The organism is Streptomyces sp. NPDC006235 (assembly GCF_040613735.1).
Classification (GTDB): domain Bacteria; phylum Actinomycetota; class Actinomycetes; order Streptomycetales; family Streptomycetaceae; genus Streptomyces.
The window spans coordinates 39,978-66,262 of record NZ_JBEXSR010000039.1; the positions used below are offsets into that span (position 1 = coordinate 39,978).

The window sequence follows — 26,285 nt, forward strand, 5'->3', positions numbered from 1 at the left end:
CCACCGGGACCGACTAGGGACCACCAGGACCCTGGCTGGTCCTACCTGGCCGTGAGGCGGCGCGCCGCCTCCTTGACCGAGCTGCGCAGGCGGTCCTGGTCGGGCTCCTGGCTCCCGACCAGGATGCGCCGCATCTGCGGCACGACCACGGTCCAGTTGGCCAGGGCCGTCAGCAGGAAGAGCAGGTCGGCCGCCGGGATGGCGTCGGTGACGACTCCGCGGTCCTGGCCGTCCTGGAGGGCGGCGACCTTGCGGGCGTAGTGCTCCTGGCGGTCGGACTCGTGGGGCAGTTCGTCGGTGCCGTACTCCAGGCCCTCCCAGAAGAGCAGGCGCAGCAGCTCCGGGTGGGCGGAGTGGTAGTCCATCAGGCGGTCGACCCAGCCCTCGATGTCGTCCGGGTCGACGGGGACGGCCTCGGCCAAGTGGAGCATCTTCTTCTCGAGGACGATCGCGAACAGCTCCGCCTTGTTGCCGAAGTAGGCGTAGATCAACTGCTTGTTGGCCTTCGCCTCGGCGGCGATGCGGTCGATGCGGGCACCGGCGATGCCGTGCCGGGCGAACTCGGCGACCGCCGCCTCGAAGATCCGGGCCTTGGTGGCCTCGGGGTCCCTTGCTCCCATGGGGGAGAGGGTAGCGCCCCAGGTAACCAACTGTTTGGTTGACAGGGAATCGAAGGGCGGCCCACACTGTTGCCTCGTTATCCAACCAACCAGTTAGTTGCTAGAGCCGACTCCAAGGAGTCCTCCTCCCATGCCGTCAGTGACCACCGCCACGACCACGTCCCGCCCGGTCGGCACCGCCCCCGCACGCGAGGCGCGCACGCCCGGCCCCGGCGTCTTCCTCACTCTGATCGCCGTGTGCAGCGCGGTCACCGCCGCCAACATCTACCTGGCCGCCCCCCTGCTCTCGCTCATGGCCCGCGACTTCGGATCGGCGCCCTCGGCCGTCGCCTGGATCGCCTCGGTCGCGCAGCTCGGCTACGCGGTCGGCCTGCTGTTCTTCGCCCCGCTCGGCGACAGCGCGAACCGGCGCCGGCTGGTCGGCGGGCTCACGCTCGTCACGACCGCCGCGCTGGCCGCCAGTGCGGCGGCTCCGGGGGTCACCGCCCTCGCGGTCGCCATGTTCGTCGCCTCGGCCGCGACCGTGATCCCGCAGCTGCTCGTCCCGCTGGTCGCCGAACGCGCCCCGGCCGAGCGGCGTGGCCGCCATGTCGCGGCCGTCATCGCGGGCCTGTTCACCGGGATCGTCGCCGCCCGGGTGCTGGGCGGACTGGCCGGGCAGGCCTTCGGGTGGCGGTGGGTGTTCGCGGGCGCGGCCGCGCTCACCCTCGTCCTGGGGCTCGCCACCGCCCTCGTCCTGCCGTCGCAGCGGCGGCGGGAGGGCCCGCTGTTCGCCGGGCTCGCCGCGCTGCCCGCGGTGCTGCGCCACTCGCCCGACCTGTGGCGCGCCTGCCTGCGGCAGGCCGGGATGTTCGGGGCGTGGAGCGCGCTGTGGACCTCGCTCGCCCTGCTGCTGACCGGGCCGGAGTACGGGCTGTCCACGGCGACGGCCGGGCTCTTCGGGCTGTTCGGGCTCACGGCGAGTGCGGTGGCGCCGCTGGCCGGCGGGCTCGTGGACCGGTTCGGGGCGGCGCGTGTCGTGCGGTCCGCGTATCTGCTCGCCGCCGTGTCCGTGCCGCTGTTCTGGCTGGGTGGCAACACGCTGGGCGCGCTGTTCGCCGCGGCGGTGCTGATCCACGCGGCGCTGGTGGCGTCCCACGTCGCCAACCAGACCCTCGCCCTGACCGCCACCTCCACCCCGGCCACCGCCAACACCGCCTATGTCGTCGCCGGTTTCGCGGGCGGCGCCGGCGCCTCGGCCCTCGCCGGGTTCGCCTTCAGCCACGTCGGCTGGGGCGGGGTGTGCGGGGTGGCGGGCCTGTGGCTGGTGCTGGGGTGGGGGCTGACCGCCGTACGGCGGGATGGCGGTCAGGAGCGGGGCTGACCGCCGTACGACCGTGACGGCGGTCAGGCCACCCGGGCATACGCGGGTTCAGAGCCGGGTGACCTCCAGCTCCCCCTCCGCGTACTGCCTGCGCAGCACCTTCTTGTCGAACTTGCCCACGCTCGTCTTCGGCACCGCCTCGATGACCGTCCAGCGCTCCGGGAGCTGCCACTTGGCGATGCCGCCCTCGTCGGCGAGGAAGGCGCGCAGGGTCTCGAAGGTGGCGGTGGCGCCCTCCTTGAGGACGACCGTGGCCAGGGGGCGCTCACCCCACTTCTCGTCGGGGACGGCGACGACGGCCGCCTCGGCCACCTCGGGGTGGGACATGAGGGCGTTCTCCAGCTCCACCGACGAGATCCACTCGCCGCCGGACTTGATGACGTCCTTGGCCCGGTCGGTGAGGGTGAGATAGCCGTCGGGGGAGATGGTCCCGACGTCGCCCGTCTTGAGCCAGCCGTCCTCGCTGAACTTGTCGGCGGGGCGGAGCGGATCGGCGCCCTGGCCGTTGTAGTAGGCGCCGGCGATCCACGGGCCGCGTACCTCCAGCTCGCCGGCCGACTCGCCGTCCCAGGGGAGGCGTTCGCCGCCCGGGCCGGTCAGCCGGGCCTCGACACCGGCCGGGAAGCGGCCCTGGGTGAGGCGGTAGGCGAACTCCTCCTCCGTGCCTGCCACCACACCGGCCGGGGGACGGGCGATCGTGCCGAGCGGGGACGTCTCCGTCATGCCCCAGGCGTGGCAGACCCGCATGCCCAGCTTGTCGAAGGCCTCCATGAGGGCCGGCGGGCAGGCCGAGCCGCCGATGGTGACCTGCGTGAGGGAGGAGACCTCGCGGGGGTGCGCGGTCAGCTCGGCGAGCAGGCCCTGCCAGATGGTCGGGACGGCGGCGGCGTGGGTCGGCCTCTCGCCCTCGATCATCGCGGCGAGCGGGGCCGGCTGGAGGAAGCGGTCCGGCATCAGCATGTTCACGCCGGTCATGAAGGTCGCGTGCGGCAGCCCCCACGCGTTCACGTGGAACTGCGGCACCACGACCAGCGAGGTGTCCTCGTCGGTCAGGCCCATCGACTGGGCCATGTTGACCTGCATGGAGTGCAGATAAATGGAGCGGTGGCTGTAGACCACGCCCTTGGGGTCGCCGGTGGTGCCGGAGGTGTAGCACATGGAGGCGGCCTGGCGTTCGTCCAGCTCCGGCCAGTCGTACGAGGTGGGCTTCCCGGCGATCAGGTCGTCGTACTCGTGGACCCGCGCGGTCGCGTCCGCGAGCAGGGAGCGGTCCCCGGGGCCGGAGACGACCACGTGCTCGACCGTCTTCAGGTGCGGGAGCAGCGGGGCGAGCAGGGGGAGCAGCGAACCGTTGGCGATGATCACGCGGTCGGCCGCGTGGTTGACGATCCAGGCCAGCTGCTCGGGCGGGAGCCGGAGGTTCAGGGTGTGGAGGACCGCGCCCATGGAGGGGATCGCGAAGTAGGCCTCCACATGCTCCGCGTTGTTCCACATCAGGGTGGCGACCCGCTCGTCGCCGGTGACACCGAGGTCCTCGCGCAGGGCGTGTGCCAGCTGGGCCGCGCGGGTGCCGATCTCGGCGAAGGAGCGGCGGTGCGGCTCGTCCTCCCCGGTCCAGGTGGTCACCTGCGATGTCCCGTGGATCGTCGACCCGTGGGTCAGGATTCTCGAGATCAGCAGCGGTACGTCCTGCATGGTGCTCAGCACGGCGTCCTCCCGGGGCGACATTGCCTGCGCGGTGGTAAAGGTTGCGCTGATTCTGCGCACATACCGCGTGGTATGTCACTAGGACCGGGTGATCGATCACCTCACGGCTGGCGACCAAACCGCTCAGCGGGGCTCGTCACATCCGCTCAACTACGCACAAGCCCCAGCTCAGCGTCCTCCCGGAGCTTGCTGATCGCACGGGAGACGGCCGACTTCACCGTGCCCACCGAGACGCCGAGCACCTCCGCCGTCTGGACCTCACTGAGGTCCTCGTAGTACCTGAGGACGACCATCGCCCGCTGCCGGGCCGGCAGCCGCATGATCGCCCGCCACATCGCGTCGCGCAACGCCTGCTGCTCGGCCGGGTCGTCACCGCCGGGCACCGGATCCGGCTCGGGCAGCTCCTCGCAGGCGAACTCGTCGACCTTGCGCTTGCGCCACTGCGACGTCCGCGTGTTCAGCAGGGCCCGGCGCACATAGCCGTCGAGGGCGCGGTGGTCCTCGATGCGCTCCCAGGCGACGTACGTCTTGGTGAGCGCGGTCTGCAACAGGTCCTCCGCGTCGCTCGGGTTGCCGGTGAGCGAGCGGGCGGTACGCAGCAGCACCGGCTGGCGGGCCCTGACGTACGACGAGAACGACGGGTACGGAGGAGCCTGCGCCGCTGGTGCAGCGGCCTTCGACGCGCTGGTGCAGACGAGTGTGGTCATGGCTCAACGCTATGAGCGGGGCCACCATCAGCGGATCGGCCGCAGGTCCCGAAGCGGGGTCCCCCTCAGGTTGTACGGGTAGGGTTCGCCGCACCTCCTCTAGGTGGAGCGAAGGACCCGGGGTACTGCGGGTCAACCCTGAGAGTCGGCTGTCAGTACGAGTCCGGAGGTGGGCACGCCCGTCCCCGCCGTCACCAGGACCCGCTGCGCACCCGGTATCCGGTTCACGGCCGTCCCCCTGATCTGCCGGACGGCCTCCGCCACGCCGTTCATCCCGTGCAGGTACGCCTCCCCCAGCTGCCCGCCGTGCGTGTTGAGCGGCAGGCGCCCCTCGGCGACGAAGTCCGGCGCCTCGCCGGGGCCGCAGAAGCCGAACTCCTCCAGCTGCATCAGCACGAACGGCGTGAAGTGGTCGTAGAGGATCCCCACGTCGATGTCGGCCGGGGCGAGCCCCGAGGTCCGCCACAGCTGCCGGGCCACCACCGCCGTCTCGGGCAGGCCGGTCAGGTCGTCGCGGTAGAAGCTGGTCATCTGCTCCTGCGCGCGTCCGGCGCCCTGGGCCGCCGCCGCGATCACGGCCGGCGGGTGCGGCAGATCCCGGGCCCGCTCCACGGAGGTGACGACGAGCGCCTGACCGCCGTCCGTCTCCTGGCAGCAGTCCAGCAGTCGCAGCGGCTCGGCGATCCAGCGGGACGCGGCGTGGTCGGCCAGGGTGATGGGCCGGCCGTGGAAGTAGGCGGCCGGGTTGGTCGCCGCGTACCTGCGGCCGGCCACGGCCACGTGCCCGAAGGCCTCCGGGGTCAGCCCGTAGGTGTAGAGGTACCGCTGGGCCGCCATCGCCACCCAGGAGGCCGGGGTGAGCAGGCCGAACGGCAGCACCCAGCCGAGCGCCGCGCCCTCCGCCGACGGCTCCCGGTGCCGCACCCCGGAGCCGAAGCGGCGGCCCGAGCGCTCGTTGAACGCCCGGTAGCAGACGACCACGTCCGCCACGCCCGCGGCGATCGCCAGGGCGGCCTGCTGGACGGTGGCGCAGGCCGCGCCGCCGCCGTAGTGGACGCGGGAGAAGAAGGAGAGCTCGCCGATGCCGGCCGCCTGGGCGACGGTGATCTCGGGGCTCGTGTCCATGGTGAACGTGACCATCCCGTCCACGTCGGCGGGTGTCAGCCCCGCGTCCGCGAGGGCCGCCCGCACCGCCTCGACGGCCAGGCGCAGTTCGCTGCGGCCCGAGTCCTTGGAGAACTCGGTGGCTCCGATGCCGGCGATGGCCGCGCGCCCGCCGAGCCCGTCCCGCCCTCTCAGGCTCATGCCGGAACCCTCACCGTCACCGTGCCCGTGACGTGCTTGCCGAGGCTGTTCGCGCCGACGACCCGGACGGTCGCCGTGTCCCCGTCGACCTCCTCGACCGTGCCCGTCAGCACCATCGTGTCCCCGGGGTGGTTGGGCGCGCCGAGCCGGATCGCCACCCGGCGCAGCTGCGCCCGGGGCCCGAAGTGGTCGGTGACGTAGCGCCCGACCAGGCCGTTGGTCGTCAGGATGTTCATGAAGATGTCGGGGGAGCCCTTCTGCCGGGCGAGCTCCGGGTCGTGGTGCACGTCCTGGTAGTCCCGGGAGGCGATCGCCCCGGCGACGATCAGGGTGCGGGTGATCGGGATCTCCAGCGGCGGGAGGCGGTCGCCGGTGTTCACCGCGTCACCCCCTGGAAGACGGGCAGCACCAGCTCGTCGTCGTACCGCCGGAAGCAGAGCCGTACGGGCATCCCGACGCGCACCTCGTCGTACGGCACCCCCACCACGTTGCTGATGATCCGCACGCCCTCCGCGAGCTCGATCAGCCCGACCGCGTAGGGAGGCTCGAAGGCCGGGAAGGGCGGGTGGTGCATGACGACGTACGAATAGACCGTGCCCTCGCCACTCGCCTCGACGGTGTCCCAGTCCGGGCAGCCGCAGCTGTTGCAGCCCGGCAGCCAGGGGAAACGCAGGGTGCCGCAGCCGGTGCAGCGCTGGATCAGCAGCTCGTGGCGCGCCACGCCCTCCCAGAAGCCGGCGTTGTCGCGGTTGACGACCGGGCGGGGGCGGCGTTCCTCCGGGGCGTTCGAGGCTTTCGGCCGGCGTGCGGGGGCGTATTTGAGGATGCGGAAGCGGTGGGTGCCGGCGAGTTCGCCGCCCGCCCTGACGTCCGTGCGGGTCGTGACGAAGTAGCCCGGTCCCAGTTTCGTGCTCTTGCGCTGCGACACCGACTCGATCACCGAGTCGAAGGTGATCTCGTCCCCGGGGCGCAGGGGGCGGAGGTACTCCTGCTCGCAGTCGGTGGCGACGACCGCGTGGTGGCCCGACTCGTCGAGCAGGCCCAGGAGTTCGTCGTAGGCCGCCGTGCGCTCGGGGCGGCGGGAGAGGCCGGCCATGGTCCACGCCTGGAGCATGGTGGGGGGTGCGATGGCGTCCGGGCCCGTGTACGCCGGGTTGGTGTCGCCCATGGCCTCGCACCAGTGCCTGATCATCGGGGCGTTGACGGGGTCCCGGCCGACCCCGGTGGCGGCGGCCGGGCGGCCCTCGAAGGCCTTCAGGCGCGCCTCGAACTCCTCGTGGACCTCCGGCTCACCGTTCACGGTTTCTGACTGTCCGTCAGATAAGTGGTTCCGTCAAGGCCCCGCAGTCGCCGAAAGCGCCTGGGCGGCGGTACCGAAGTACCGCCGCCCAGGCGCTTGTCACCCCACGAAGCACACCCACACAGGACGCGGGCCGATGCCGGCGCACCCGCCCGCTCAGCTCACCACCACAGCGGGGACAAGCTGATGGCGGTGTTGGCGTTGCCCTGGTTGACGATCACGGGCTCCGTGCCGTTGACCTGGCCGGTGTTGCTCTGGTTGGAGGCCCCCTCACCGACGGCCTGCTGCTGGGTGGTGGCCGCGTTGCCGAAGTTGTCGCCGCCGGCGCCGCTGCCGAGGAGGCCCTGCTCGGCCTCCGTGGCGGACGCGATCGATCCGTTGTCCGCGAAGGCGCCGTTGTCCGCCGTCGCGACACCGGCGAAGAGGGCGGCCGCGAGCGGGAGGGCGGAGACGGCGGCGATGACGCGGCCGGTACGGATACCTGCCATGTTGTTGTCCTGCAGGACTTCAGAAGTACTGCTGCCACCAGGGGAGCCGGCCGACCAACCCCGGTGCGGTACGCGACGTCGGGAGTCCAGAGTTGCCCACCGAATCCCCGGCGAACCACACCGGAAGCCGCCATTCGCACGCAAGCGTGAGGACAAGTCGATAAACCCCTTTGCGTCACTTCCGTCCCGGACGGGGCAGAAGGGGGCGATCGAACCCAGGTGCCGCAAGGGCCGAAGCGTTCCCGTGTTTTCCGTCCGCCTCTCCACCCCGGCGCGTCACACCCGTTCCCTCTTTCTTTTTTCGAACGTACGTACGAAACTAGGGGCATGGCCACCACCGACCGGCAGGCCACGACGCTGGCCCTCGCACATGCCCTGTCAGCCGCCGAACGCGGACTGGCCGTCATCCCCCTGTCCCGCACCAAGCTCCCGGCCCTGCGCTCCCCGCACCACGACGACCCCACCCCCTCCCCCTGCCACGGCGAGTGCGGCCGGCTCGGCCACGGGGTCTACGACGCCTCCAGCGACCCTGCCCGCATCCGCGAACTGTTCGCCGCGGCGCCCTGGGCGACCGGGTACGGCATCGCCTGCGGCCTGCCCCCGCACCATCTGATCGGCATCGACCTGGACGTGAAGACCGGCACGGACGCCTCGGCCGCCCTGCGCGAGCTGGCGCTGCGGCACCTGTTCACCATCCCGCCGACCGTGGTCGTCGTGACCCCGTCCGGCGGCCGTCACCTCTGGCTGAGCGGCCCGCCCGACGTGGTCGTCCCCAACTCGGCGGGCCGCCTCGCCCCCGGCATCGACATCCGGGGCGCCGGCGGCTACCTCGTCGGCCCCGGCTCCCGCACCGGCCAGGGCGTGTACGCCGCGGCCCCGGGGACCGCGCACCTGGCCCCCGCCCCCTGCCCACGATCCCTCCTGCGCCTGCTCCTCCCGCCGCCCCGCGCCCACCACCCCACACCCCCGGCGACCGGCGCACACGGCCAGGGCCTGGTGCAGTTCGTCCTCGCCGCGCACGAGGGCCAGCGCAACACCCGGCTGTTCTGGGCGGCCTGCCGGGCCTACGAGGACGGCATCGGCCCCGCGCTCGTGGACGCCCTGGTCGACGCCGCCCGGGGCACCGGCCTCACCGAACGCGAGGCCCGGGCGACGATCGCGTCGGCAGCGCGGCTGACGGGGCACCGGCCCTGAGCCAGGGCCTGCCCATGAGCACCGAAAGACCTCCATGCGACAGCACGTCAAAACGCCGGCCCTGGCGCTCGCCCGCCTCGTCCTGGCCTCCGGCCGCCCGGTGGATCTCGCCGAGCTGCGGTTCACATCGACGTACGGCGACCTGCTGGAGGGCTATCCCTGCAAGCCGGTGAACGACCGGCGGATCCGCGGCCTGCTGCGCGCCGCCGAGCGGGCCCGCCCCGGCACACCGGTCCACCTGCTCCCGCCGCGGCGCGCCTACCCCGACCAGTACGCGGGCGGCCTCGGGCCCGTCGAGGTCCTGCCCGCCGTGGCCTGCGTCGGCACGTTCCACTCCACGGCTCTCGATCCGGCCCACGACCCGGTCTCCTACCGCTCACGGCTCACCGTCGTCTGGTTCCAGGCCACACCCCGCCTGCCCTCGGGCTGCGACGCGGAGCCCGGGCTGCGCGACCTCGACTGGGCGGGGCTGGCCCGCGACGCCCGGGCGCTTGCGTAGGCTCCTCCGATGAGCGTTTCCCGCACGGAACTGCTGCGCTGGCAGCACGAGTTGACCTGGTCGTTGTTCGAGTACCACCTGGAGCGGCTGGAGCCGGAGGACTTCCTCTGGGAGCCCGCGCCGCACTGCTGGACGCTGCGCAAGGGCGCCGACGGCACCTGGGTACCGGACTGGGCGGAGACCGAACCCGACCCCGTGCCCGTCCCCACCGTCGCCTGGGTGAGCTGGCACATCGGCTGGTGGTGGAGCGTGGCCCTCGACCACACCCAGGGCCGCCCGCCCCGCGACCGCACGGACATCGCCTGGCCCGGCGAGGGCGCCCCGACCGTCGACTGGCTGCGCGGACTGCACACGCAATGGCTGACCGTCCTGGACGCCCTCACCGACCCCGACCTGGACACCACGGCCCCGTTCCCCTGGCCGAACGACCCCCAGTACACGGTCGCGCACATGGCGGCCTGGCTGAACGCGGAACTGATGAAGAACGCGACGGAGATCGGCCAGCTGCGGATGCTGCGGGCGGCTTCCGCCTAAGGCGCGATGCGGTAGACCGTGGACTCGCGGGCCCGGAACCCGAGCCGCTCGTAGAGGCGGTTCGCGGCGGCACGGTCCGGCCGGGAGGTGAGGTCGACCGTACGGGCCCCGGCCTCGCGGGCGATCCGCACGGCCTCCTCGATGAGCAGGCCCGCGATGCCCTGCCCGCGCGCCGCGTCGTCGACGACCACGTCCTCGACGCGGCCCCTCAGCCCGGACGGCAGGGGCAGCAGCACCAGCGTCAGAGTGCCGACGATCACGCCACCGGCCCGGGCCACGAGCACGGTGACGGCGTCGCAGCGGACCATCCGGTCGACCGCCGCCCGGTCCAGGGCCCGGGCCGTCGTGGACAGCTGCGGAAGCAATCGGCCGAAGGCGTCGACGAGTTCCTCGCTCGGCTCCCGGATGATCTCGGCACGCAGGTCCATGACGGAAGCGTATCCGTACTCCTGAATCACTAACGGCAGCCCTGTGATCAGCGGCGAAGCAGTTCGTTGAAGCGGGCAGGCGATCGCGTCTGCTGTCTCGTGCCGCTGTGCTGCTCGTCGCGCTCGTCGTTCTCCAGGGTGGTTCATCCGCCCTGGCCGCCGAACCCGGTGGCGATGGCGGTGGCGGGCGGTCGGGGGCGATCGATCCGATCACGCCGTTCGCGCAGGGCGCCTCGGCGATCGCGGGATGGCGCAGCCGTTCTACGACGCGTTCAACCAGGCAGTGTCACCGGCTCCGAGGGCCTAGCCGGGCTGTTCGTGACATTGTGGAGGCATGAGCATCGACGTTCGGCCGGCCACGGTCTTCGAGGACGTCCGTGCCGTGCTGGGACCCAAGTCGCCCGGGGCGAACGTCTGCTGGTGTCTGAGCTACCGGATCCCCTCCAAGCTCAACAACGAGTTGCGCGGCCCGGCCCGCGGCGAGTACGTCGCCGAGCTGTGTCACCAGGACCCCCCGCCCGGCGTGCTCGCCTACGACGGCGGTGAACCGGTCGGCTGGGCCGCCGTCGCCCCGCGCGCGGACACCTCCTTCGCCCGCAACCGCAAGATCCCGCACGTCGACGACCTGCCCGTCTGGTCGCTGTGGTGCGTCCGGGTCCGCCCCGGTCACCGCAAGCAGGGCATCTCGCACGCCCTCATCGCCGGCGCCGTCGAGTTCGCCCGCGCCCACGGCGCACCGGCGATCGAGGCGTACCCCCTGGACAACGGCGACGCCAAGGTCGACCTGACGATGGCGTACCCCGGCCTCCGCAAGAACTTCGAGCGCGCCGGCTTCACCTACGCGGCCGCCACCACCTCGGTACTGGCCGGCCACCCCCGGGTCCTGATGCGGCTCGACCTACGGGCTCACACGCCCGCATAAGCCCGACGCACCCACGGAAAGGCCCGACCGCTGGCGACGGGGGATGCACCAGCGGTCGGGCTATGGCCAAGGGTAACAAGCGCTTGCCCATCGGAACCGACTGTTCGTCAGCAAAGCCAAGGTTGTGACTCGTATCACTCAACTACCGGGCGGGGACGGCCTGTTGGGCGACCGGCCCCGTCAGGGCTCGCACGGCGGGTCGTAGGACAGCCGGGGCAGGTACTCGCTCCAGGTCTCCGGTGTCAGAACACCCCGGGTCATCGTGCAGACGCGGCGTGCGGCCGCCTCGACGTCCAGGTCCCACAGCCGGATGGTGTCGGTGCCGCTCGACACTCCGATCATGTGGCTGTTCGGGCTGAACGACAGGAAGGTGCCGCCGTTCCTGCCATTGGGGCTCATCGACTGGCCGATCGCGGTGGCCCTGGCGGGGTCGGAGAGGTTCCAGAGCCGCACGGTGCTGTCGTTGCCGCCGCTGGCCAGAGTGTGGCCGCTCCGGCTGAACGTCAGGGACACGACCGCCTCCGTGTGGCCCGTGAGGCTCTTTCGCTGCGAGGCCCTGGCAGGGTTCTCCAGGTCCCAGAGCCGGACCGAGTTGTCGTCGCCGCCGCTGGCCAGCGTCCGCCCGTCGGGGCTGTAGGCGAGGACGTTGACGGCTCCGAGATGCCCCGTGAGGGGTGCGCCGCGCAGGACGGCACGCCCGGGGACCGTCACGTTCCACAGCCGGATCGTGCCGTCGGCGCTGCCGCTGGCGAGCGTATGGCCGTCCGGGCTGAAGACGAGGGAGTTGACGTACCCCTTGTGCCCGGTGAGGGGCGCGCCGAGCGGACGCGGTCGGGACGGGTCGCCGATGTCCCACAGCTGGACGGTGCGGTCGTCGTCGGCGGTCGCCAGCAGGCGCCCGTCCGGGCTGAAGGCCAGCGGGTCGGCGAACCGGATGCGCAGCGGGACGGGCGGCCCGTGGGGGACGGGACGGTCCGGGTCGCCGACGTTCCACAGCTGCAGGGCCCGGTTCCCCGTCACCAGCGCGAGGGTGCGGCCGTCCGCGGAGAACTCCAGGGAGCGCACGCCGCCCTTCGGCCGGAAGGGCTCGCCCATCGGCACGGGCCTGCCGGGCTTGCGCACGTCCCACAGCCGGACCCGCCCGTCGAGCGCCGCCGTCGCGAGCACCCGCCCGTCCGGCCGGAACACTCCGGTCCGGCCGATCATGTCCGCCGTCGGCAGCGCCCACAGACGCACCTTGTTGTCGCCCGACCCGGTGGCCAGGGTGCGCCCGTCGGGACTGAAGCCGAGCGCGTACATCTCGCCGCTGCTGCCCGCCAGGGGCGCGCCGACCTGCGACGGGTACGCCGGATCGTCGACCTTCCACAGACTCGCCGTGCTGTCCGCGCTGGCGGCGGCGAGCATGCTGCCGTCGGGGCTGAAGGCCACGGACCACACCGGGCCCGTGTGGCCGGTGAGCGGAGCTCCGATCGCTGCCGGACGACGCCGGTCGGCCATGTCCCAGAGGCGGATGGTGTTGTCCGAGCTGCCGCTGGCGAGCGTACGGCCGTCCGGGCTGAAGGCCACGGAGTGCACCGTGGCGGTGTGGCCGGTCAGCGGCTCCCCGACCGGCTCCGGGCGCCGGGGGTCCGCCACGTCCCACAGCCGGATCGTGCCGTCGTCGCCGCCGGCCGCCAGCGTCCGGCCGTCCGGGCTGAACGCCACCGACCGCACGGCGGCCTCGTGCCCCGTCAGGGGCTTGCCGAGCGCCCGCGGCCGGCGTGGATCGGCCACGTCCCACAGCCGTACGGTGTGATCGTCGCCGACGGAGGCCAGCGTGCGTCCGTCCGGGCTGAAGGCGACCAGGTAGATCGTGCCATCGTGGCCGGTCATGGGCTTGCCGAGCCGCTTCGGGTGGCCGGGGTCGGTCACGTCCCACAGCCGGATCGTGCCGTCGTCGGAGGCACTGGCGAGGGTATGGCCGTCCGGGCTGAAGACCGCGCTGCTCACCCAGCTGGTGTGACCGGTGAGCGGCTCGCCCAGGGGCTTCGGACGCTTGGGATCGGTCGTGTTCCACAGCCGTACGGTCCGGTCGTAGCTGGCGGTGGCGAGGGTACGGCCGTCCGGGCTGAACGTGGTGAGGTAGACCGCGCCGCTGTGGCCGACCAGCGGCGTGGACAGCGGGGCGTTCACGATGGAGATCAGACGGCTGTTCGCGCCCTTGTCGTCCGGACGCAGCCGGTGTGCCACCAGGTCCAGCTGGGCGGACAGCGAGGGATCGGTGTACTGGACGCGATCGGCCTGGGCGAGCACCTGTTCGAACACGGCTTCGTCCCGCTGCTGCCAGGCGACGACGGCCGCCCCGACGGCCAGCACCGCCAGCACGACCAGGGTCGCCACCGCGCCCCGGCTGATCCAGATGATGCGCCGGCGCAGCCGGACCGAGGCGGCCAGGAACTCCACCGCGCTCCGGGTCAGGAACGTGTCCCCGGCGGATTTCGCCCACCCGTGGGCCTGTTCCAGTCGGGAGCCCCGGTAGAGGAGCGAGGTGTCGCGGTCCGACTCCTCCCAGGCCCGGCCGTCCTCCTCCAGGCGCTGGCGCAGCAGATTGCCCTGCCGGTCGTCGTCGATCCAGTCGCGCAGCCGCGGCCAGGCGTGCAGCAGCGCCTCGTGGGTGATCTCCACGGTCTCCGCGTCGAGCGTCACCAGCCGGGCGCGGACCAGGGCCTCCAGGGACTCCTCGGTCTTGCCGGGGTCGGTCGACTCCTCCGCCAACTGGCGGCGGGTGCCCCGCCTGCGCGTGGCCTGGGTGTCCTCGCCCAGCCGGACCAGCCGGAGCAGGAGCAGCCGGGCCGCCGTGCGCGCCGCCGGGTCGAGACCGGACCAGGCCCGCTCGGCGGTCGCCGCGACCGCTCCCTGGATGCCGCCGGCCGCACGGTACCCGGCGAGCGTGAGCCGGCCCGCCTTCCTGCGCTGCCAGGTGGCGAGCAGGGCGTGCGAGAGGAGCGGCAGCACGCCCGCGTCGTGCGCCCCGCGCGGGCCGTCGGCGCTCACCTCCCGGACGATCAGCTCCGCCAGGCCCGGTTCCAGTTCCAGACCGACGGCCTTGGCCGGGCCCGTCACCGCCTCGCGCAGCTCCGCGGTGGTCAGGGGGCCGAGCACCATGTGCCGGTGCTGGAGCGCGTCGGCCAGTTGGGGATACCGGAGGCACTGCTCGTAGAAGTCGGCACGTATGCCCAGCACCACGACCGCCGGGGCCGGGTCGCCGTCGCCGGCCGGCGAACAGGCGGCATGCAGGACCTCGATGAACGCACGGCGCTCCGCCTCGTCGGGGCAGAGGGTGAACGTCTCCTCGAACTGGTCCACGATGACGACCGGCCGTGCACGGGACGGCGCACCGGACGGCGCACCGCGCCGCGCCCAGGCGGCGACGGCGGCGCGGAGGTCGGGGGCCCTCGGGACGCGGGGGCCCACGGTGGTGGGGACGACGGGGCCCTCCGCGCCGGGGGCATCGGGCGCGTCGGCCGCGATCACGGCCGAGACGACGGGTGCCAGCTCGGGGATGCAGCGGGTCAGCTCTGCCAGAGGATGACTGCCGGGGACGAGCTGCACGACTTCCGTGGCGTCACGGGCCTCGCCGACACCATCTGCACCGCTGGGGTCATTGGGGTCACCGATGCCACTGCCGAAACCGCCGCCACCGGGGCTGCGGTCGCCCCGGTCCCCGCCATCACCGCGCTCGCCACCATCGCCCAGCGCCCCGTCCCGCAGCGCAGGCACCAGCCCTGCGTTCAGCAGCGAGGACTTCCCCGCCCCCGACGCGCCCACGAGCATGACCAGGCCGCCCGTCCCCGCCACGGCCCGGAGCTGGTCGACGAGCGCGTCCGTGCTCCGCTGCCGGCCGAAGAACCACCGGGCGTCCTCCCTGCGGTACGAGGCCAGCCCCCGGTACGGGCACACCCCGCCGGGCGGCACGGGCGGGGCCTCGGCCTCCGGCCGCTCCTGCTCCGCCGATTCCGAGCCGCGCTCGCCGACCGGGCCGGCCACCGCCGCTTCCCAGAGCCGCTGCCACTGACCGAGGTCGTACAGGCCCGGGGACACCGGCGTGGGCCGCGCGCGCCGCGCCTCGGGGATCAGCACGTGCAGCACCGCCGCGAGGGCGGTGAACTGAGCGGGTACGTTACGGGCCCGGCGCCAGTCGCTGATGCGCTGCGCGGAGACCCGGACGGGACGCCCGCGTTCGTCGACCCGCTGGAGCCGGACGACCGCTTCCGACACCCGCTTGAGTGGAGGGTTCCCGGCTTCCTTGTACAGCAGTGCGAGGCGCTCCGCGAAGGCGGTACGTGCCCCGGAGTCGGAACCCAAGGTCTCCACTCCTTCACTCTCCGCGCCTGGACGTCCGGACCGGAAAACTCACTCTATATGCCTGACCTGCGGTAATACCGCCTACCCGGAACCGGAGACTCCTCGTCGGTGGCCGGAACTGGCAGGATCCGGACGCAGTAGCGCACTGAATCCGGTCGGCTACCAGCGGAGCCGGACGAGTTGACCCCCACCGTTCGGTACCGGTCCCCACGAGGGGAGGGACCGGTACCGGACGACGTGGTGATCCTCCCCAGCGGCCCGCGCTCTCCAACCCTGGATAACTGACGACCCGTCAGCTATGGTCGCCCTGCCGCCGCACGCGACGTACAGGGGTGAGCACAGTGGAGCCACGTCCCGAGAGCCCGCGCCCGCAGGGCGCCCCGCGCTGGGTGGCGATGTACTGCCGGCCGGCCGAGCAGACCTGGCGGACAGCCGCGGAGTCGCCCCACCGCTCGCCCGTACTGCACGCCCTGGGCGAGATGACACAGACCCTGCGCGCACGGGGGGACGAGGTGACCTTCGCCCTGTGGGGCCCGAAGGACGGCGACTGGCACCGCTTCGACACACGCCTGACGTCCGACACACCCCGGACATCCGACACACCCCGGACATCCGACACACCCCGGACATCCGACACACCCCCGAAGTCCGGCACCTCTGCCCCCCAACCCACCGGACTGACGGAACGCATGACCGGCCGCCGCCACCAGGTCCTCCTGTCCGGGCTGAGCAAGGCGGGCCTCTACGACCTCTCCCCCGAGGACGACGCGACCGTTCAGGCCCTCGCCGAACGACTCGACGAGGCCGCCGTCCGCCGGGTCGCCCACTGGCTGGCGGCCGCCGGCGCGCGGTAGGGCGGGCCGGTTCAGCCGGCCTCGCGCTGGGCAGTCAACACCTCGGGTCCACCGGCTTCCGGTATCGGCCGGTGGGGGACGAGGGGGATGAAGGGAATGAAGGCGCACAAGGTCTTTGTCGACCGCGACCTCTGCTACGGCTCCGCCGAGTGCGTCCACAGGGCCCCGGCGGTCTTCGAGTTCGCCGACGGATTCGGTGCCGTCCGCCCGGGCCGCGAGGAGGCGGGCGACGCCTCGGAGACCCTGGAGGCGGCGGAGAAGTGCCCCAGCCAGGCCATCCGCATCACCGTCACCACCACCGCCACCGCCACCGCCACCGACGCGCCTTCGTCACCGGACCGCCCGTAGCGAGGCCCGGTGCCGGTACCGAGCCTGCTCGCGGCCTTCGCCCACCCCGACGACGAGTCCCTGGTGGCGGGCGGCACCCTCGCCCGGCACGCGGCGGCGGGCGCCCGCACGGCCGTCGTCACGGCCACCTGGGCGAGGGACACCCCGCGCGCCGCGGAATTGGCCGATGCGCTCCACATCCTCGGCGCCGGCCGGCCACGCATGCTGGGTTACGCCGACTCCCGCGTCCCGTGGTCGGCCCCGGGCAGCCCGCGCCTGTGCGACGCCCCGCTCGACGAGGCGGTGGGCGCCCTGGTCGCCCAGATCCGGGACTTCCGCCCCGACATCGTCGTCACCCACGACGCCTACGGCGGCCTGACCGGCCACGAGGACCATGTGCACACCCACCGCGTGACCCTGTCGGCGGTCCACGCCGCCGGATTCGAACGCCTCTACCCGGACGCCGGTGAGCCCTGGCAGCCGAGCGCGCTGTACCTGTCCACGCACCCGCACTCCGCCGTCCGGGCGTGGGGCGGCCACCTGGCCCCCGCCGGCAAGACGATGCGTACGGTCCCGGACGACCGGGTCACGGCGACCGTCGACGTCACCGGCTGGCTGGAGCGGAAAGTCGCCGCCGTGCTGGCGCACCGCACGGAGGTGGAACGGGGAGCAGCCCCGGGCCTGATCGCCGCGCTGCCGGGGCCCGAGCGGGAGCGGCTGCTCGGTACGGAGTGGTACATCCGCCACGACCTGCCCCCGAAGGTGCCGGAGGAGACCGAGCTCAAGCCCTAGGTGTATTGATCAGCTCACGTCAGTGCCCGGCCGGAAAAGGCCACCGGAAGCCGCCCAATGCCCGGGCCCTGGCCTCCACGACCGCCATCCGGGCAGCTCGCTCGGCCCGGTCCACATGGGCGGTCTGGCCGGTCACCTGGCCCTCCCACTTCCGGTACAACAGGCCCACCTCGCCCGAGAACCACCCACGGCTCACCGCGTTCAGTGCGAGCAGCAGCCCCGTGTCCTCCGACGCGGGCAGCGCCATCCAGCCGCCGAGGGCGAGCAGCAACTCCCGTCGTACGAACAGCGAGGCCGGATGGACCGGGGCGAGGAAGCCGTTGGCCCTCCAGTGCGCGAACACGGCCCCGCGCTCGATCGGCCCGGGGTCGGGGTCGCCCGGGAAACCGGCCGTCGACCCGTCGGGCATGAGGTCCAGCACCCGCGACGTCGCCCACCCGAGGCCGCGGTCGGCCTCCAGCGCCGCCAGGTCCCGCGCGAGCGTGCCCGGCGTCAGCTGGTCGTCGGCGTCCAGGACCTTCACGTACGCACCCTCGGCATGCGCCAGCGCCATGGTCCGGGCGACCCCGGGCCCTCCGGCCCTGCCCTGCCGGAACGTCACCCGCTCGTCGTCGGGCACGTACGGCCGTACGTCCGCGCTCTCCCCGTCCTCCTGGATCACCCAGTGCCACGCCCAGCCCTCCGGCAGCCACTGCTCGCACAGGGACTTGTGGGCCTCCGGCAGGAACCGGGCCGATGGGCCGTGCACAGCGGTGACGACGACGATGCGCCCGCTCACGCCGGAACTCGCGCTGCCACGACGGTCTTCACACCGCTCCCTCCGGCCACTGGATCCGCCCCCGACCGCCCTGCCCCACCTGGGGAGGAGCGCTGACAGCCTACCGATGTGGCCTGGTGGGCCGTTCGGCACCGCGGGCGCCGGGAGCCCGCCCCGGTGTGCGCGGTCGGCGCCCGGGTAGGCGCAGCACGGAAAGCCGCTCCAGAGTGGTGAGCACAACGAAAGAGCCCCACATGGTCATCCCGCTTATGAAGCAGGCGGCAGATGAGCAGGGCATGGGTGAGCACGCCACGCTCCGCTCCGACGTGGCGTGGGACAGCGGTGCTGCCAGCGCCGCTGAAGCGCGCCGCGTTCTCCGCGCCTTCCTCGCCCGCGCCCCGCTGACCGGCCGCCCGCCCGTGCCCGCCTTGCCGGCCATGGACGCCGAGCTGATCGTCAGCGAACTCGCCACGAACGCCATCCGGCATGCTCCCGGCCCGTGCGGCTTGGTCCTGCAACTGACAGCCGGTGCACTGGCGATCACCGTGTGGGACACCTCTCCCGACGAACCGGTGGTGCGGAAGGGCGACCGGCACCGCGTCGGCGGCCACGGACTCCACCTGGTGCACAAGGTCAGCGACACGGTCGTCGTCGGATTCCGCACCGTGGGGAAGCAGATCACCGCCCATCTGCGCCTGCCACCACACCGTGGCGACACGATGCCCACCTCTGCCCCGGAGGGCCGGCCGACCATCTACGAGGTGGGCAGAGCCGCCGACGAGTGAACGGGAGCGGTCAGCCGGGCCAGGTGCCTGTCAGGCGGCGGGTGGCCGTGGCGCCACCGCGGTCGACGGCGGCTTTGACACCGGCGAAGACCGCACCTTGCAGGACGGCTGCCGGCAGCACCTCCCGCCACGTGCGGTGCTCGTCGGTGGCGTCAGGGGCGTCCTCATCGTGCCCGAGCCGTTTCCAGACCTCCTTGAACACCGCCCCGGCCAGGACACCGCTGAGGGCACCCATGGCCAGGCCGACCGGCTTGTAAGCGATCTTCGAGGCTTTCATCGGTGCCTCCGAGAACGGCGGATGAGCAGCAGTGCGACGAACGCGCCGGCGGCGGCGAGCAGCGTGGTCCGCTTGGCCCGCGCCGCCTCCAGGCCGTGGCCGGCCTTCTCACGGACCGGTTGCGGGGCCTTCTCCCGGGCCAGCTCTGCGACGTGCACGGCCTTGTCGCGGACCTGCTCAGTGGCCGCAGCGGTCTTGGCACGCACCGGCTCCGGGGTCCTGTCCTGGACGGCGTGAGCGGCGTGCGTCGCCTTGTCCTTCAACTGGGCCCTGACCTGTGTGGTCTTCTCGGCAACCTGCTGCCTGACGGCTGCTGTCTTCTCCTGGGTGCGGGCCTTGACGTCGGACTTCGCCGCGAGTGCCTCGACGGTCTCGCCGAGTTCCTCACGAGTTGCCTCGACACGCTCGCGCAGTTCCTCCGGGGAGGGTGCTGCTGCCTCGTCGCCCGAGTGTGACTTGTCCGGGATCATCGCTGTGCCTTCTCCTTGACCTCGGCCACATCGGCCTTGACGCTGTCCATGGTCCGCTCGGGCGTCGGCGGCGATGCCTTGCCGACCTGCTGCTTGCCGAGCGCCGCCATCAGTGCTGTGACGGCGGCCAGGACGCCGGTGACGATCAGAGCCGCCAGCCACACGTCCATGGTGAGCGACAGCGCGGCGATCACCGTGACCACCAGCGCCTGAAGGGTGAGCACACCCACCAGTCCGGCGCCGCCGAACAGGCCGCCGCCCTTGCCGAACCGCTTGCCCTTCTCGGTCATCTCCGCCTGCGCCAGGCGCATCTCGTCACGCACCAACTGCGAGAGCTGCTGCGAGGCACGCTGCACCAGGTCGCCCACCGGTTCCTGCGCTCCGGCACCGGTGCGGTGGGGGCTGTCCGCCGTCATGGATGCTCACCTGCCCTACGTCGGCGTTCCGGGCGGGCCCGGAGAGCGTTCGCATGTGCCTGCCTGGCTCGCCCATTGATCCGGTCGGCTGTCCGGGTACCCCCCGCGGCGTCGCCTCACCGCCCGGGCGTGTGGTCACCCGGCCGGACCTCAGGATCCAAGACGGCGTCGATCCTCCTCGTCCCACTTCCGGGTGTCGCGCGGCTCGACGTACGGCTCTTCCCCGGCCGGCTGACCGCCCGCCACCGCGCGTTGCCGGGCCATCTCCGAGTCGAACTCCAGGCCCAGCAGGATCGCCAGATTGGTGATCCACAGCCACACCAGGAAGATGATCACGCCGGCGAAGGTGCCGTAGGTCTTGTTGTACGAAGCGAAGTTCGCCACGTAGAGCGCGAAGCCTGCCGAGGCGATCATCCAGATCACCAGCGCCAGGAAACTGCCCGGCGTGATCCAGCGGAAGCCGCGAACCTTCGCGTTCGGCGTCGCCCAGTAAAGGATCGCGATCATGACCGTCACCAGGACCACCAGCACCGGCCACTTCGCGATCGACCACACCGTGAGGGCCGTGTCGCCCACTCCCAGCGCAGTGCCGATCTCCCGTGCCAGGCCGCCGGTGAACACGACGATCACCGCGCTGACCACGGCCATCACCATCAGGACCACCGTCACACCGACGCGCACCGGCAGCACCTTCCACACCGGACGGCCCTCCGGGACGTCGTAGACGGCGTTGGCGCTCCTGATGAACGCGGCGACATAGCCGGAGGCCGACCACACCGCCAGCAGCAGACCCACGATCGCCATGACCGAACCGATCCCGGCGTTGCCCTGCATCTGCTCCACCGCGTTGCGCAGCACATCCCGCGCCGCGCCCGGGGCCAGATTCTGGATGTTGTCCAGCACCTGCCGCGACGCCGACTGCCCGACGACTCCGAGCAGCGAGATCAGCGCCAGCAGCGCCGGGAACAGCGCCAGGATCCCGTAGTAGGTCAGCGCCGCCGCCCGGTCGGCCAGTTCGTCCTTCTTGAACTCCTTCAGGGTGCCTTTCAGCACCACCACCCAGGAGCGCTTGGGCAGTTCCGCCGGAGTGTCCGGCGCCTGCCGCTCCACCTGCTCGTCCGGCCCGGCCTCAGGTGCCCGCGCGGTCTCGGCCTTGTGGTCGGTCGCGCTGTGCCCGCCGTGCCTCCCATGCCGTTTCAGCGTCCGTGCCATTGCACCCGGGTATCCAGGGCGAACTCCGCCCACACCCCCATACGGAAGGGGCGCCCCTCACCGAGGGACACCCCTTCTGACCTGCAACATCTATGACCTGCGCGGAGGCGGTGGGATTTGAACCCACGGTGACATCGCTGCCACGACGGTTTTCAAGACCGTTCCCTTCGGCCGCTCGGGCACGCCTCCCCGCGCCGGCCGTGATCGGCGGCGCGGGACAAGGGTAACGGGTCGCTGCGTGCGGCTGCCGGTCAGTTGTCGCCGACGCGCGAGCCCAGGGTCACCTCGACCGTGTGCTGCTTGCCGTCGCGCTCGTAGGTGATCGTGACCTTGTCGCCGGGCTTGTGGGTCCAGATCTCACCGATCAGGGTGGGGCCGGAGTCGATCACCCGGTCGTCGAGCTTGGTGATGACATCGCCGGGCTTGAGGCCGGCCTTGGCGGCCGGGCCGCCGGGCTCGACCGGTGCGGCGGCGCCGCCCGCGCCCTCCTTGGAGATCTGCGCGCCGCCCGAGGATTCCTCCAGCGAGACGGACGCGCCGATCTTCGCGTACACCGGTTTGCCGGTCTTGATCAGTTCCTGGGCGACGTACTCGGCCTGGTTGATCGGGATGGCGAAGCCCAGGCCGATCGAGCCGGACTGGCCGGTGCCGAAGCCGCCGTTGCCGGTGGACTGGATCGCGGAGTTGATGCCGATGACGTTGCCCTGCGCGTCCAGCAGCGGGCCGCCCGAGTTGCCCGGGTTGATCGAGGCGTCGGTCTGCAGGGCGCTCATGTACGACGCCTGGCTGCCGCTGCCGTCGCTGGAGGCGACCGGGCGGTTCTTGGCGCTGATGATGCCCGTCGTCACCGTGTCGGACAGGCCGAAGGGGGCGCCGATCGCGATGGTCGCGTCGCCGACCGCCACCTTGTCCGAGTCGCCGAGGGTGAGCGGCTTCAGGTCCGACGGGGCGTCCTTGAGCTTGATGACCGCCACGTCGTAGCCCTGCGCGTGCCCGACCACCTGGGCGTCGTACTTCTTGCCGCTCGGGAACGTCGCGGTGAGCTTGCCGCCGTCCACCGCGCCGGCCACCACGTGGTTGTTGGTGACGATGTGGCCCTGCTTGTCGAAGACGAAGCCCGTGCCCGTGCCGCCCTCGCCGCTGTTGCTCTCGGCCTCGATCGTGACCGTGCTCGGCAGCGCCCTGGCGGCCACGCCCGCGACCGTGCCCGGGTCACGCTTGACGTCGCCCCCGCTGCTGGAGGCGGACACCGTCGTCGAGCCGCTGCTGTCATCGTTGTTCTTCGCCAGCGTGTAGCCGAGACCGCCGCCCAGACCGCCCGCGACCAGCGCGGCCACCAGGAGCGCGGCGACCAGACCGCCACGGCCACGGCCGGACTTCGGCGCCGGCTGCTGGTACGAGGAACCCCAGCCGCCACCGGAACCGGAACCGCCGTCGCCGTACGGGGAGGTGGGCGGCGGGGGCGGGGGCCAGGAGGGGTCGGGGGCGGAGGAGGAGACACCGTGATGCGCGGCGTCACCGGGAGCGCCCCGGCCGGGGGCCGGCTGGCCGGGGGCGGGCCGGCCCTGGGAGTCCTGTCCGTACGGTCCCGGTCCCGGAGATGCCTGCCCCTCGGGCGCCGGAGCAGCGGGAGCGTCCACCGGCACGGGGGGTGCGGACGGGGCGGGGGGTACCGCGGTGCCCTCGTTCTCGGTGCTCACAGCTTCTCTCCTCGATCCACGGCTGTTTCCTGGGTCGCACTCGGTCACGCTTTTTCACGCTGGCGACGGTCCGGCGCGATACAGCTGTGCTTGTCCCTTTGTATGCCGTCAGCTTTTCCCACTGGCCGTCAGAGCACCATAAGCGGTGGCTGTGGGTCCGGGGCCATTCTTTATATAGGTCATTACCGATGAAAAGGATGCAATTCCAGTGCCTCCGTCCGGACCTGTGAATCCGCCGGGTCCGTCCGACCAGACGCGTACCCGCGCGCGGTGGCACCATGACGCGGTGACTCACGCTCGACAGCATGTGATTCAAGTCGTGGCCCACCGCGGTGCCTCCGAGGACGCCCCGGAACACACCCTGGCCGCGTACACCAAGGCGATCGAGGACGGCGCGGACGCCCTCGAATGCGATGTGCGCCTCACCGCCGACGGCCACCTGGTGTGCGTACACGACCGCCGGATCAACCGTACGTCCAACGGCCGCGGCGCGGTCTCCGCCCTGGAGCTCGCCGACCTCGCCGCCCTGGACTTCGGCTCCTGGAAGAGCGGCGAGGCCTACAAGGGCCGCGACGAGGACCCCGACTGGGAGCACCGCCCGGAGGACCGCGAGGCGACGTCCGTCCTCACGCTGGAGCGGTTGCTCGAACTCGTCGCCGACGCCGGACGCCGGGTGGAACTGGCCATCGAGACCAAACACCCCACGCGCTGGGCGGGGCAGGTCGAGGAACGGCTGCTGGTCCTGCTGAAGCGGTTCGGCCTCGACGCCCCGCCCAGCGCCGAGGAGTCCCAGGTGCGGGTCATGAGCTTCTCGGCCCGCTCGCTGCACCGCGTGCGTGCCGCCTCGCCGACCCTGCCGACGGTGTATCTGGCCCAGTTCGTCTCGCCCCGGCTGCGTGACGGACGACTGCCCCCCGGTGTGCCGATCGCGGGTCCGTCCCTCCGGATCGTGCGCAACCACCCCCTTTATGTGGAGCGGCTGAAACAGGCCGGCCACCAGGTGCACGTGTGGACCGTGAACGAGCCCGAGGACGTGGACCTCTGCGTCGGCCTGGGCGTCGACGCCATCATCACCAACCGCCCGCGCGCGGTGCTCGACCAACTCGGCCGCTGAGGTCCGCCGACCCCACAGGTCTCACCAGACCCACGCACACCTCTTGACCTCATCCCTTGCCGGACGGGATCCTCGCGTCTCGGCCATACCGATGCATTCCAGCCACGCGATTACGGGGAGTGCTCCGGCGCGTTCGGTCCGTATTCGATCGTGGTGAATGCGTCACCGGACGTGGATTGGCCGGTTTCCGGTACAGGCCAATGGGGCATCCACACCGTGGCGTGGGGCGAAGGAGGTCTCGGGGGTGGCGTTGGTGGTGGCACAGGAGGTGCCCACGTCGTCGAGCATGGCCGTACCCCATGGCCCTGCGGGCGTGGGGGAAGCGAGACACCGTATGCGTGCACAGTTGCGCAGAGGTGGCGTAGCGGAATCGGTCATCGACGACGCCGTACTGATCCTTTCCGAACTTTTGAGCAACGCGTGCAAACACGGCAGGCCCCTGGGCGACGCGTTCTCCGGGGACGGTGACGTCCGTGCCGCGTGGCGCGTGGACCCGTCCGGTCGGCTCATCGTCGAGGTCACGGACGGCGGCGGCCCGACCCGCCCCGCCCCCGCGACCCCGTCGGTCACGGCGCACGGCGGCCGGGGGCTGAACATCATCACCGCGCTGGCCGACGACTGGGGTGTCCGGGACGACATCCGCGGCGAGGTCACCGTGTGGGTCGTCGTCCATGCCGACGTGTACGACCCGGACGCCGGCCACCGCCGCGACGACTTCGCGACCCGCGTGACGGCGCCGGCGGTGTCCCAGATACCCGGACTGGACTTCGCGGACGCCTTCGACGACATGGACTGACCCGGCGCCGGCCCTGCCCGACGTGTCACCCATAGGGTTCGCCTTGTCCGCAGACATAGGGTGCGCCTTGTCCGCGGGCCCCCGTTGTCCACAGACCCGCGTTGTCCACAGGACCCCGCCCCCCGGAGCACGAACGGCTAGGCTCGCGACCGTACGAGACGAGCCGTAACCGGGAGACCCATCGATGGCCAAGAAGCGACCCCAGACGAAGGCCAAGCGCCCGCAGATCACCGACGGAGAGATCCCGGTCGTCGGCGCTCGTGAGCCCTGCCCCTGCGGCAGCGGCCGCCGCTACAAGGCCTGTCACGGCCGGGCCGCGGCCCACGCCGTGACCGAGCTGGTGCACCGCCCCTTCGAGGGCCTGCCCGGCGAGTGCGACTGGGTGGCCCTGCGCGAGCTGGTCCCGGCGGCCACGGCCGGACTGACGCTCAAGGACGGCCTCCCCGAGGGCGTCCCGTCGGTCACGCTGGCCACGGTCCTGCCGATGGCCTGGCCCGCCCTGCGCCGCGACGACGGCTCGGTCCTCCTCGGCCTCCAGAACGACACCTCGTCGGGTGACCTCAGCCGCGACCTCGCCGACATCCTCCAGCGCGCCCTGGAAGCCGAACCCGGCACCCCGGTGCAGGGCCGCCGCGCCCCGGCCGACGGACCGCGGCTCCAGGATCTGCTCGACCCGGAGGGCGCCTTCGAGCCAGAAGTGCACAGCGGCTTCGAGTTCTGGGTGCCGGACCCGGAGAACGCCACTCCGGAGGTGACCGCCTCCCTGGAGCGGGCCAACGCCGCGGCCATCCCGACCGTCAAGCTCCAGAGCGTGGACGCCGCGTACTGGTGCGAGACGCCCGAGAAGAACCATTTGCGGTGGGTCATGCCCCACCCCGAGGAGCAGCTTCTGGACGCTCTCGCGCGGCTGCACGCCGCGGGCCGGTCGAGCCTGGGCGAGGGCACGCGGCTGGTGGGCTCCTTCCGCGCTCACGGGCTCACCGTGCCGGTCTGGGACCTGCCGAGCGGGGTCACGGCCGAGGACGTGGAGAAGCCGGCGGCCGAGTTCGCCGAGCGCCTCGCCGCCGCCCTGGCCGCGGACGCGCCGCTGACTCCGGACGAGCGCCGCGCGCGTGGCGGTCTCACCAACCGGCAGGTCACGCTCAGCTGACGGCTCGCCACAGGGCCCGGTCCGGCCGTTCGGACGGCCGGCCGGACCCGCGCGCTCGGACAGGTGACGCCCTTCACAACTCCCGGCCGGGACAAGCCGATCGGTGACCGGAAAGGGCGAGATCGAATTTGCGAACCGCCGATCTCTTGTTACCGTTCCTGTAGCCCGGTTGCTGGTGCATCCCCCGTCGCCAGCAACCGGGTCTTTTCATGCGCGCGGCCGTT

27 protein-coding genes and 1 tRNA gene are annotated in these 26,285 nt (G+C 72.2%); 12 read left to right on the forward strand and 16 right to left on the reverse strand.

Annotated features, from left to right (window positions below; all coding sequences use genetic code 11):
• Positions 1 to 41: 41 nt before the first annotated feature.
• The gene (locus ABZ192_RS33450) at positions 42 to 620 is read right to left on the reverse strand and encodes a TetR family transcriptional regulator (protein ID WP_356928222.1); all 579 of its coding nucleotides are present in this window, start codon (positions 618 to 620) and stop codon (positions 42 to 44) included.
• 130 nt (positions 621 to 750) lie between these two features.
• On the opposite strand from ABZ192_RS33450, the gene ABZ192_RS33455 reads away from it, so the two are divergent.
• Positions 751 to 1,983, forward strand: coding sequence for an MFS transporter (locus tag ABZ192_RS33455; RefSeq protein WP_356928223.1), 1,233 nt, complete (start codon positions 751 to 753; stop codon positions 1,981 to 1,983).
• A 48-nt stretch (positions 1,984 to 2,031) separates the two neighbouring features.
• On the opposite strand, the gene ABZ192_RS33460 is transcribed toward ABZ192_RS33455, so the two are convergent.
• The 6 genes from ABZ192_RS33460 to ABZ192_RS33485 form a co-directional block, all read right to left on the reverse strand.
• Complete coding sequence (locus ABZ192_RS33460; RefSeq protein WP_356928224.1) at positions 2,032 to 3,711, reverse strand: long-chain fatty acid--CoA ligase; 1,680 nt, start codon at positions 3,709 to 3,711, stop codon at positions 2,032 to 2,034.
• Positions 3,712 to 3,836: 125 nt separating this feature from the next.
• Complete coding sequence (locus ABZ192_RS33465) at positions 3,837 to 4,397, reverse strand: SigE family RNA polymerase sigma factor (RefSeq protein WP_356928225.1); 561 nt, start codon at positions 4,395 to 4,397, stop codon at positions 3,837 to 3,839.
• 132 nt (positions 4,398 to 4,529) lie between these two features.
• Positions 4,530 to 5,702, reverse strand: a complete 1,173-nt coding sequence (locus ABZ192_RS33470; RefSeq protein WP_356928226.1) for a lipid-transfer protein — start codon at positions 5,700 to 5,702, stop codon at positions 4,530 to 4,532.
• A complete protein-coding gene (locus ABZ192_RS33475; RefSeq protein WP_356928227.1) occupies positions 5,699 to 6,082 on the reverse strand; it encodes a MaoC family dehydratase in 384 nt (127 codons plus the stop codon). Before ABZ192_RS33475 ends, ABZ192_RS33470 begins: the two co-directional genes overlap by 4 nt.
• Positions 6,079 to 7,002 (reverse strand): bifunctional MaoC family dehydratase N-terminal/OB-fold nucleic acid binding domain-containing protein, encoded by a 924-nt coding sequence (locus ABZ192_RS33480; protein WP_356928228.1) that lies wholly within the window; start codon positions 7,000 to 7,002, stop codon positions 6,079 to 6,081. The genes ABZ192_RS33475 and ABZ192_RS33480 overlap by 4 nt, the downstream gene beginning before the upstream one ends.
• A gap of 161 nt (positions 7,003 to 7,163) precedes the next feature.
• Positions 7,164 to 7,490, reverse strand: a complete 327-nt coding sequence (locus ABZ192_RS33485; RefSeq protein ID WP_356928230.1) for a hypothetical protein — start codon at positions 7,488 to 7,490, stop codon at positions 7,164 to 7,166.
• A 327-nt stretch (positions 7,491 to 7,817) separates the two neighbouring features.
• Here ABZ192_RS33485 and ABZ192_RS33490 point away from each other — a divergent pair, with 327 nt between their 5' ends.
• The 3 genes from ABZ192_RS33490 to ABZ192_RS33500 are packed head-to-tail and all read left to right on the forward strand — an operon-like array spanning position 7,818 to position 9,717.
• Complete coding sequence (locus ABZ192_RS33490; RefSeq protein ID WP_356928231.1) at positions 7,818 to 8,684, forward strand: bifunctional DNA primase/polymerase; 867 nt, start codon at positions 7,818 to 7,820, stop codon at positions 8,682 to 8,684.
• Positions 8,685 to 8,718: 34 nt separating this feature from the next.
• On the forward strand, positions 8,719 to 9,183 hold the full coding sequence (locus ABZ192_RS33495; protein WP_356928232.1) for a hypothetical protein: 465 nt from the start codon (positions 8,719 to 8,721) through the stop codon (positions 9,181 to 9,183).
• Positions 9,184 to 9,192: 9 nt separating this feature from the next.
• Complete coding sequence (locus ABZ192_RS33500; protein ID WP_356928233.1) at positions 9,193 to 9,717, forward strand: DinB family protein; 525 nt, start codon at positions 9,193 to 9,195, stop codon at positions 9,715 to 9,717.
• On the opposite strand, the gene ABZ192_RS33505 is transcribed toward ABZ192_RS33500, so the two are convergent.
• Positions 9,714 to 10,145 carry a GNAT family N-acetyltransferase gene (locus ABZ192_RS33505; protein ID WP_356928234.1) on the reverse strand — a complete coding sequence of 144 codons (432 nt, stop codon included), beginning with the start codon at positions 10,143 to 10,145 and terminating at the stop codon, positions 9,714 to 9,716. The genes ABZ192_RS33500 and ABZ192_RS33505 overlap by 4 nt on opposite strands.
• A gap of 334 nt (positions 10,146 to 10,479) precedes the next feature.
• On the opposite strand from ABZ192_RS33505, the gene ABZ192_RS33510 reads away from it, so the two are divergent.
• On the forward strand, positions 10,480 to 11,067 hold the full coding sequence (locus ABZ192_RS33510; RefSeq protein WP_356928235.1) for a GNAT family N-acetyltransferase: 588 nt from the start codon (positions 10,480 to 10,482) through the stop codon (positions 11,065 to 11,067).
• Between the two features lie 180 nt (positions 11,068 to 11,247).
• On the opposite strand, the gene ABZ192_RS33515 is transcribed toward ABZ192_RS33510, so the two are convergent.
• Positions 11,248 to 15,420, reverse strand: a complete 4,173-nt coding sequence (locus ABZ192_RS33515; RefSeq protein WP_356928236.1) for a hypothetical protein — start codon at positions 15,418 to 15,420, stop codon at positions 11,248 to 11,250.
• Positions 15,421 to 15,752: 332 nt separating this feature from the next.
• Here ABZ192_RS33515 and ABZ192_RS33520 point away from each other — a divergent pair, with 332 nt between their 5' ends.
• The 3 genes from ABZ192_RS33520 to ABZ192_RS33530 all read left to right on the forward strand — a co-directional run bounded on the left by ABZ192_RS33520 (position 15,753) and on the right by ABZ192_RS33530 (position 17,384).
• On the forward strand, positions 15,753 to 16,265 hold the full coding sequence (locus tag ABZ192_RS33520) for a hypothetical protein (RefSeq protein WP_356928237.1): 513 nt from the start codon (positions 15,753 to 15,755) through the stop codon (positions 16,263 to 16,265).
• An 87-nt stretch (positions 16,266 to 16,352) separates the two neighbouring features.
• On the forward strand, positions 16,353 to 16,613 hold the full coding sequence (locus ABZ192_RS33525; protein ID WP_356928238.1) for a ferredoxin: 261 nt from the start codon (positions 16,353 to 16,355) through the stop codon (positions 16,611 to 16,613).
• Positions 16,614 to 16,622: 9 nt separating this feature from the next.
• Complete coding sequence (locus ABZ192_RS33530) at positions 16,623 to 17,384, forward strand: PIG-L deacetylase family protein (RefSeq protein WP_356928239.1); 762 nt, start codon at positions 16,623 to 16,625, stop codon at positions 17,382 to 17,384.
• 19 nt (positions 17,385 to 17,403) lie between these two features.
• On the opposite strand, the gene ABZ192_RS33535 is transcribed toward ABZ192_RS33530, so the two are convergent.
• The gene (locus ABZ192_RS33535; RefSeq protein WP_356928240.1) at positions 17,404 to 18,162 is read right to left on the reverse strand and encodes a glycosyltransferase; all 759 of its coding nucleotides are present in this window, start codon (positions 18,160 to 18,162) and stop codon (positions 17,404 to 17,406) included.
• Positions 18,163 to 18,395: 233 nt separating this feature from the next.
• Between ABZ192_RS33535 and ABZ192_RS33540 the strand changes: the two genes are divergently transcribed.
• Positions 18,396 to 18,926 carry an ATP-binding protein gene (locus ABZ192_RS33540; protein WP_356928241.1) on the forward strand — a complete coding sequence of 177 codons (531 nt, stop codon included), beginning with the start codon at positions 18,396 to 18,398 and terminating at the stop codon, positions 18,924 to 18,926.
• Between the two features lie 10 nt (positions 18,927 to 18,936).
• Here ABZ192_RS33540 and ABZ192_RS33545 read toward each other — a convergent pair whose 3' ends face one another.
• The 6 genes from ABZ192_RS33545 to ABZ192_RS33570 form a co-directional block, all read right to left on the reverse strand.
• Positions 18,937 to 19,203, reverse strand: coding sequence for a DUF4235 domain-containing protein (locus tag ABZ192_RS33545; protein WP_356928242.1), 267 nt, complete (start codon positions 19,201 to 19,203; stop codon positions 18,937 to 18,939).
• Entirely contained in the window at positions 19,200 to 19,673 is a 474-nt protein-coding gene (locus ABZ192_RS33550) for a DUF3618 domain-containing protein (protein WP_356928243.1), read from the reverse strand. The genes ABZ192_RS33545 and ABZ192_RS33550 overlap by 4 nt, the downstream gene beginning before the upstream one ends.
• The gene (locus ABZ192_RS33555) at positions 19,670 to 20,089 is read right to left on the reverse strand and encodes a phage holin family protein (protein WP_356928244.1); all 420 of its coding nucleotides are present in this window, start codon (positions 20,087 to 20,089) and stop codon (positions 19,670 to 19,672) included. The genes ABZ192_RS33550 and ABZ192_RS33555 overlap by 4 nt, the downstream gene beginning before the upstream one ends.
• A gap of 150 nt (positions 20,090 to 20,239) precedes the next feature.
• Positions 20,240 to 21,301 (reverse strand): YihY/virulence factor BrkB family protein, encoded by a 1,062-nt coding sequence (locus tag ABZ192_RS33560; RefSeq protein ID WP_356928245.1) that lies wholly within the window; start codon positions 21,299 to 21,301, stop codon positions 20,240 to 20,242.
• 102 nt (positions 21,302 to 21,403) lie between these two features.
• A tRNA-Ser gene (locus ABZ192_RS33565) sits at positions 21,404 to 21,490 on the reverse strand.
• Positions 21,491 to 21,552: 62 nt separating this feature from the next.
• A complete protein-coding gene (locus tag ABZ192_RS33570; protein ID WP_356928246.1) occupies positions 21,553 to 23,001 on the reverse strand; it encodes a trypsin-like peptidase domain-containing protein in 1,449 nt (482 codons plus the stop codon).
• 286 nt (positions 23,002 to 23,287) lie between these two features.
• Between ABZ192_RS33570 and ABZ192_RS33575 the strand changes: the two genes are divergently transcribed.
• The 3 genes from ABZ192_RS33575 (at position 23,288) to ABZ192_RS33585 (ending at position 26,061) form a co-directional block, all read left to right on the forward strand.
• A complete protein-coding gene (locus ABZ192_RS33575) occupies positions 23,288 to 24,115 on the forward strand; it encodes a glycerophosphodiester phosphodiesterase (RefSeq protein ID WP_356928247.1) in 828 nt (275 codons plus the stop codon).
• 157 nt (positions 24,116 to 24,272) lie between these two features.
• Positions 24,273 to 24,911 (forward strand): ATP-binding protein, encoded by a 639-nt coding sequence (locus ABZ192_RS33580; protein WP_356928248.1) that lies wholly within the window; start codon positions 24,273 to 24,275, stop codon positions 24,909 to 24,911.
• Between the two features lie 184 nt (positions 24,912 to 25,095).
• Positions 25,096 to 26,061, forward strand: a complete 966-nt coding sequence (locus ABZ192_RS33585) for a DUF5926 family protein (RefSeq protein ID WP_356928249.1) — start codon at positions 25,096 to 25,098, stop codon at positions 26,059 to 26,061.
• Positions 26,062 to 26,285 lie beyond the last annotated feature (224 nt).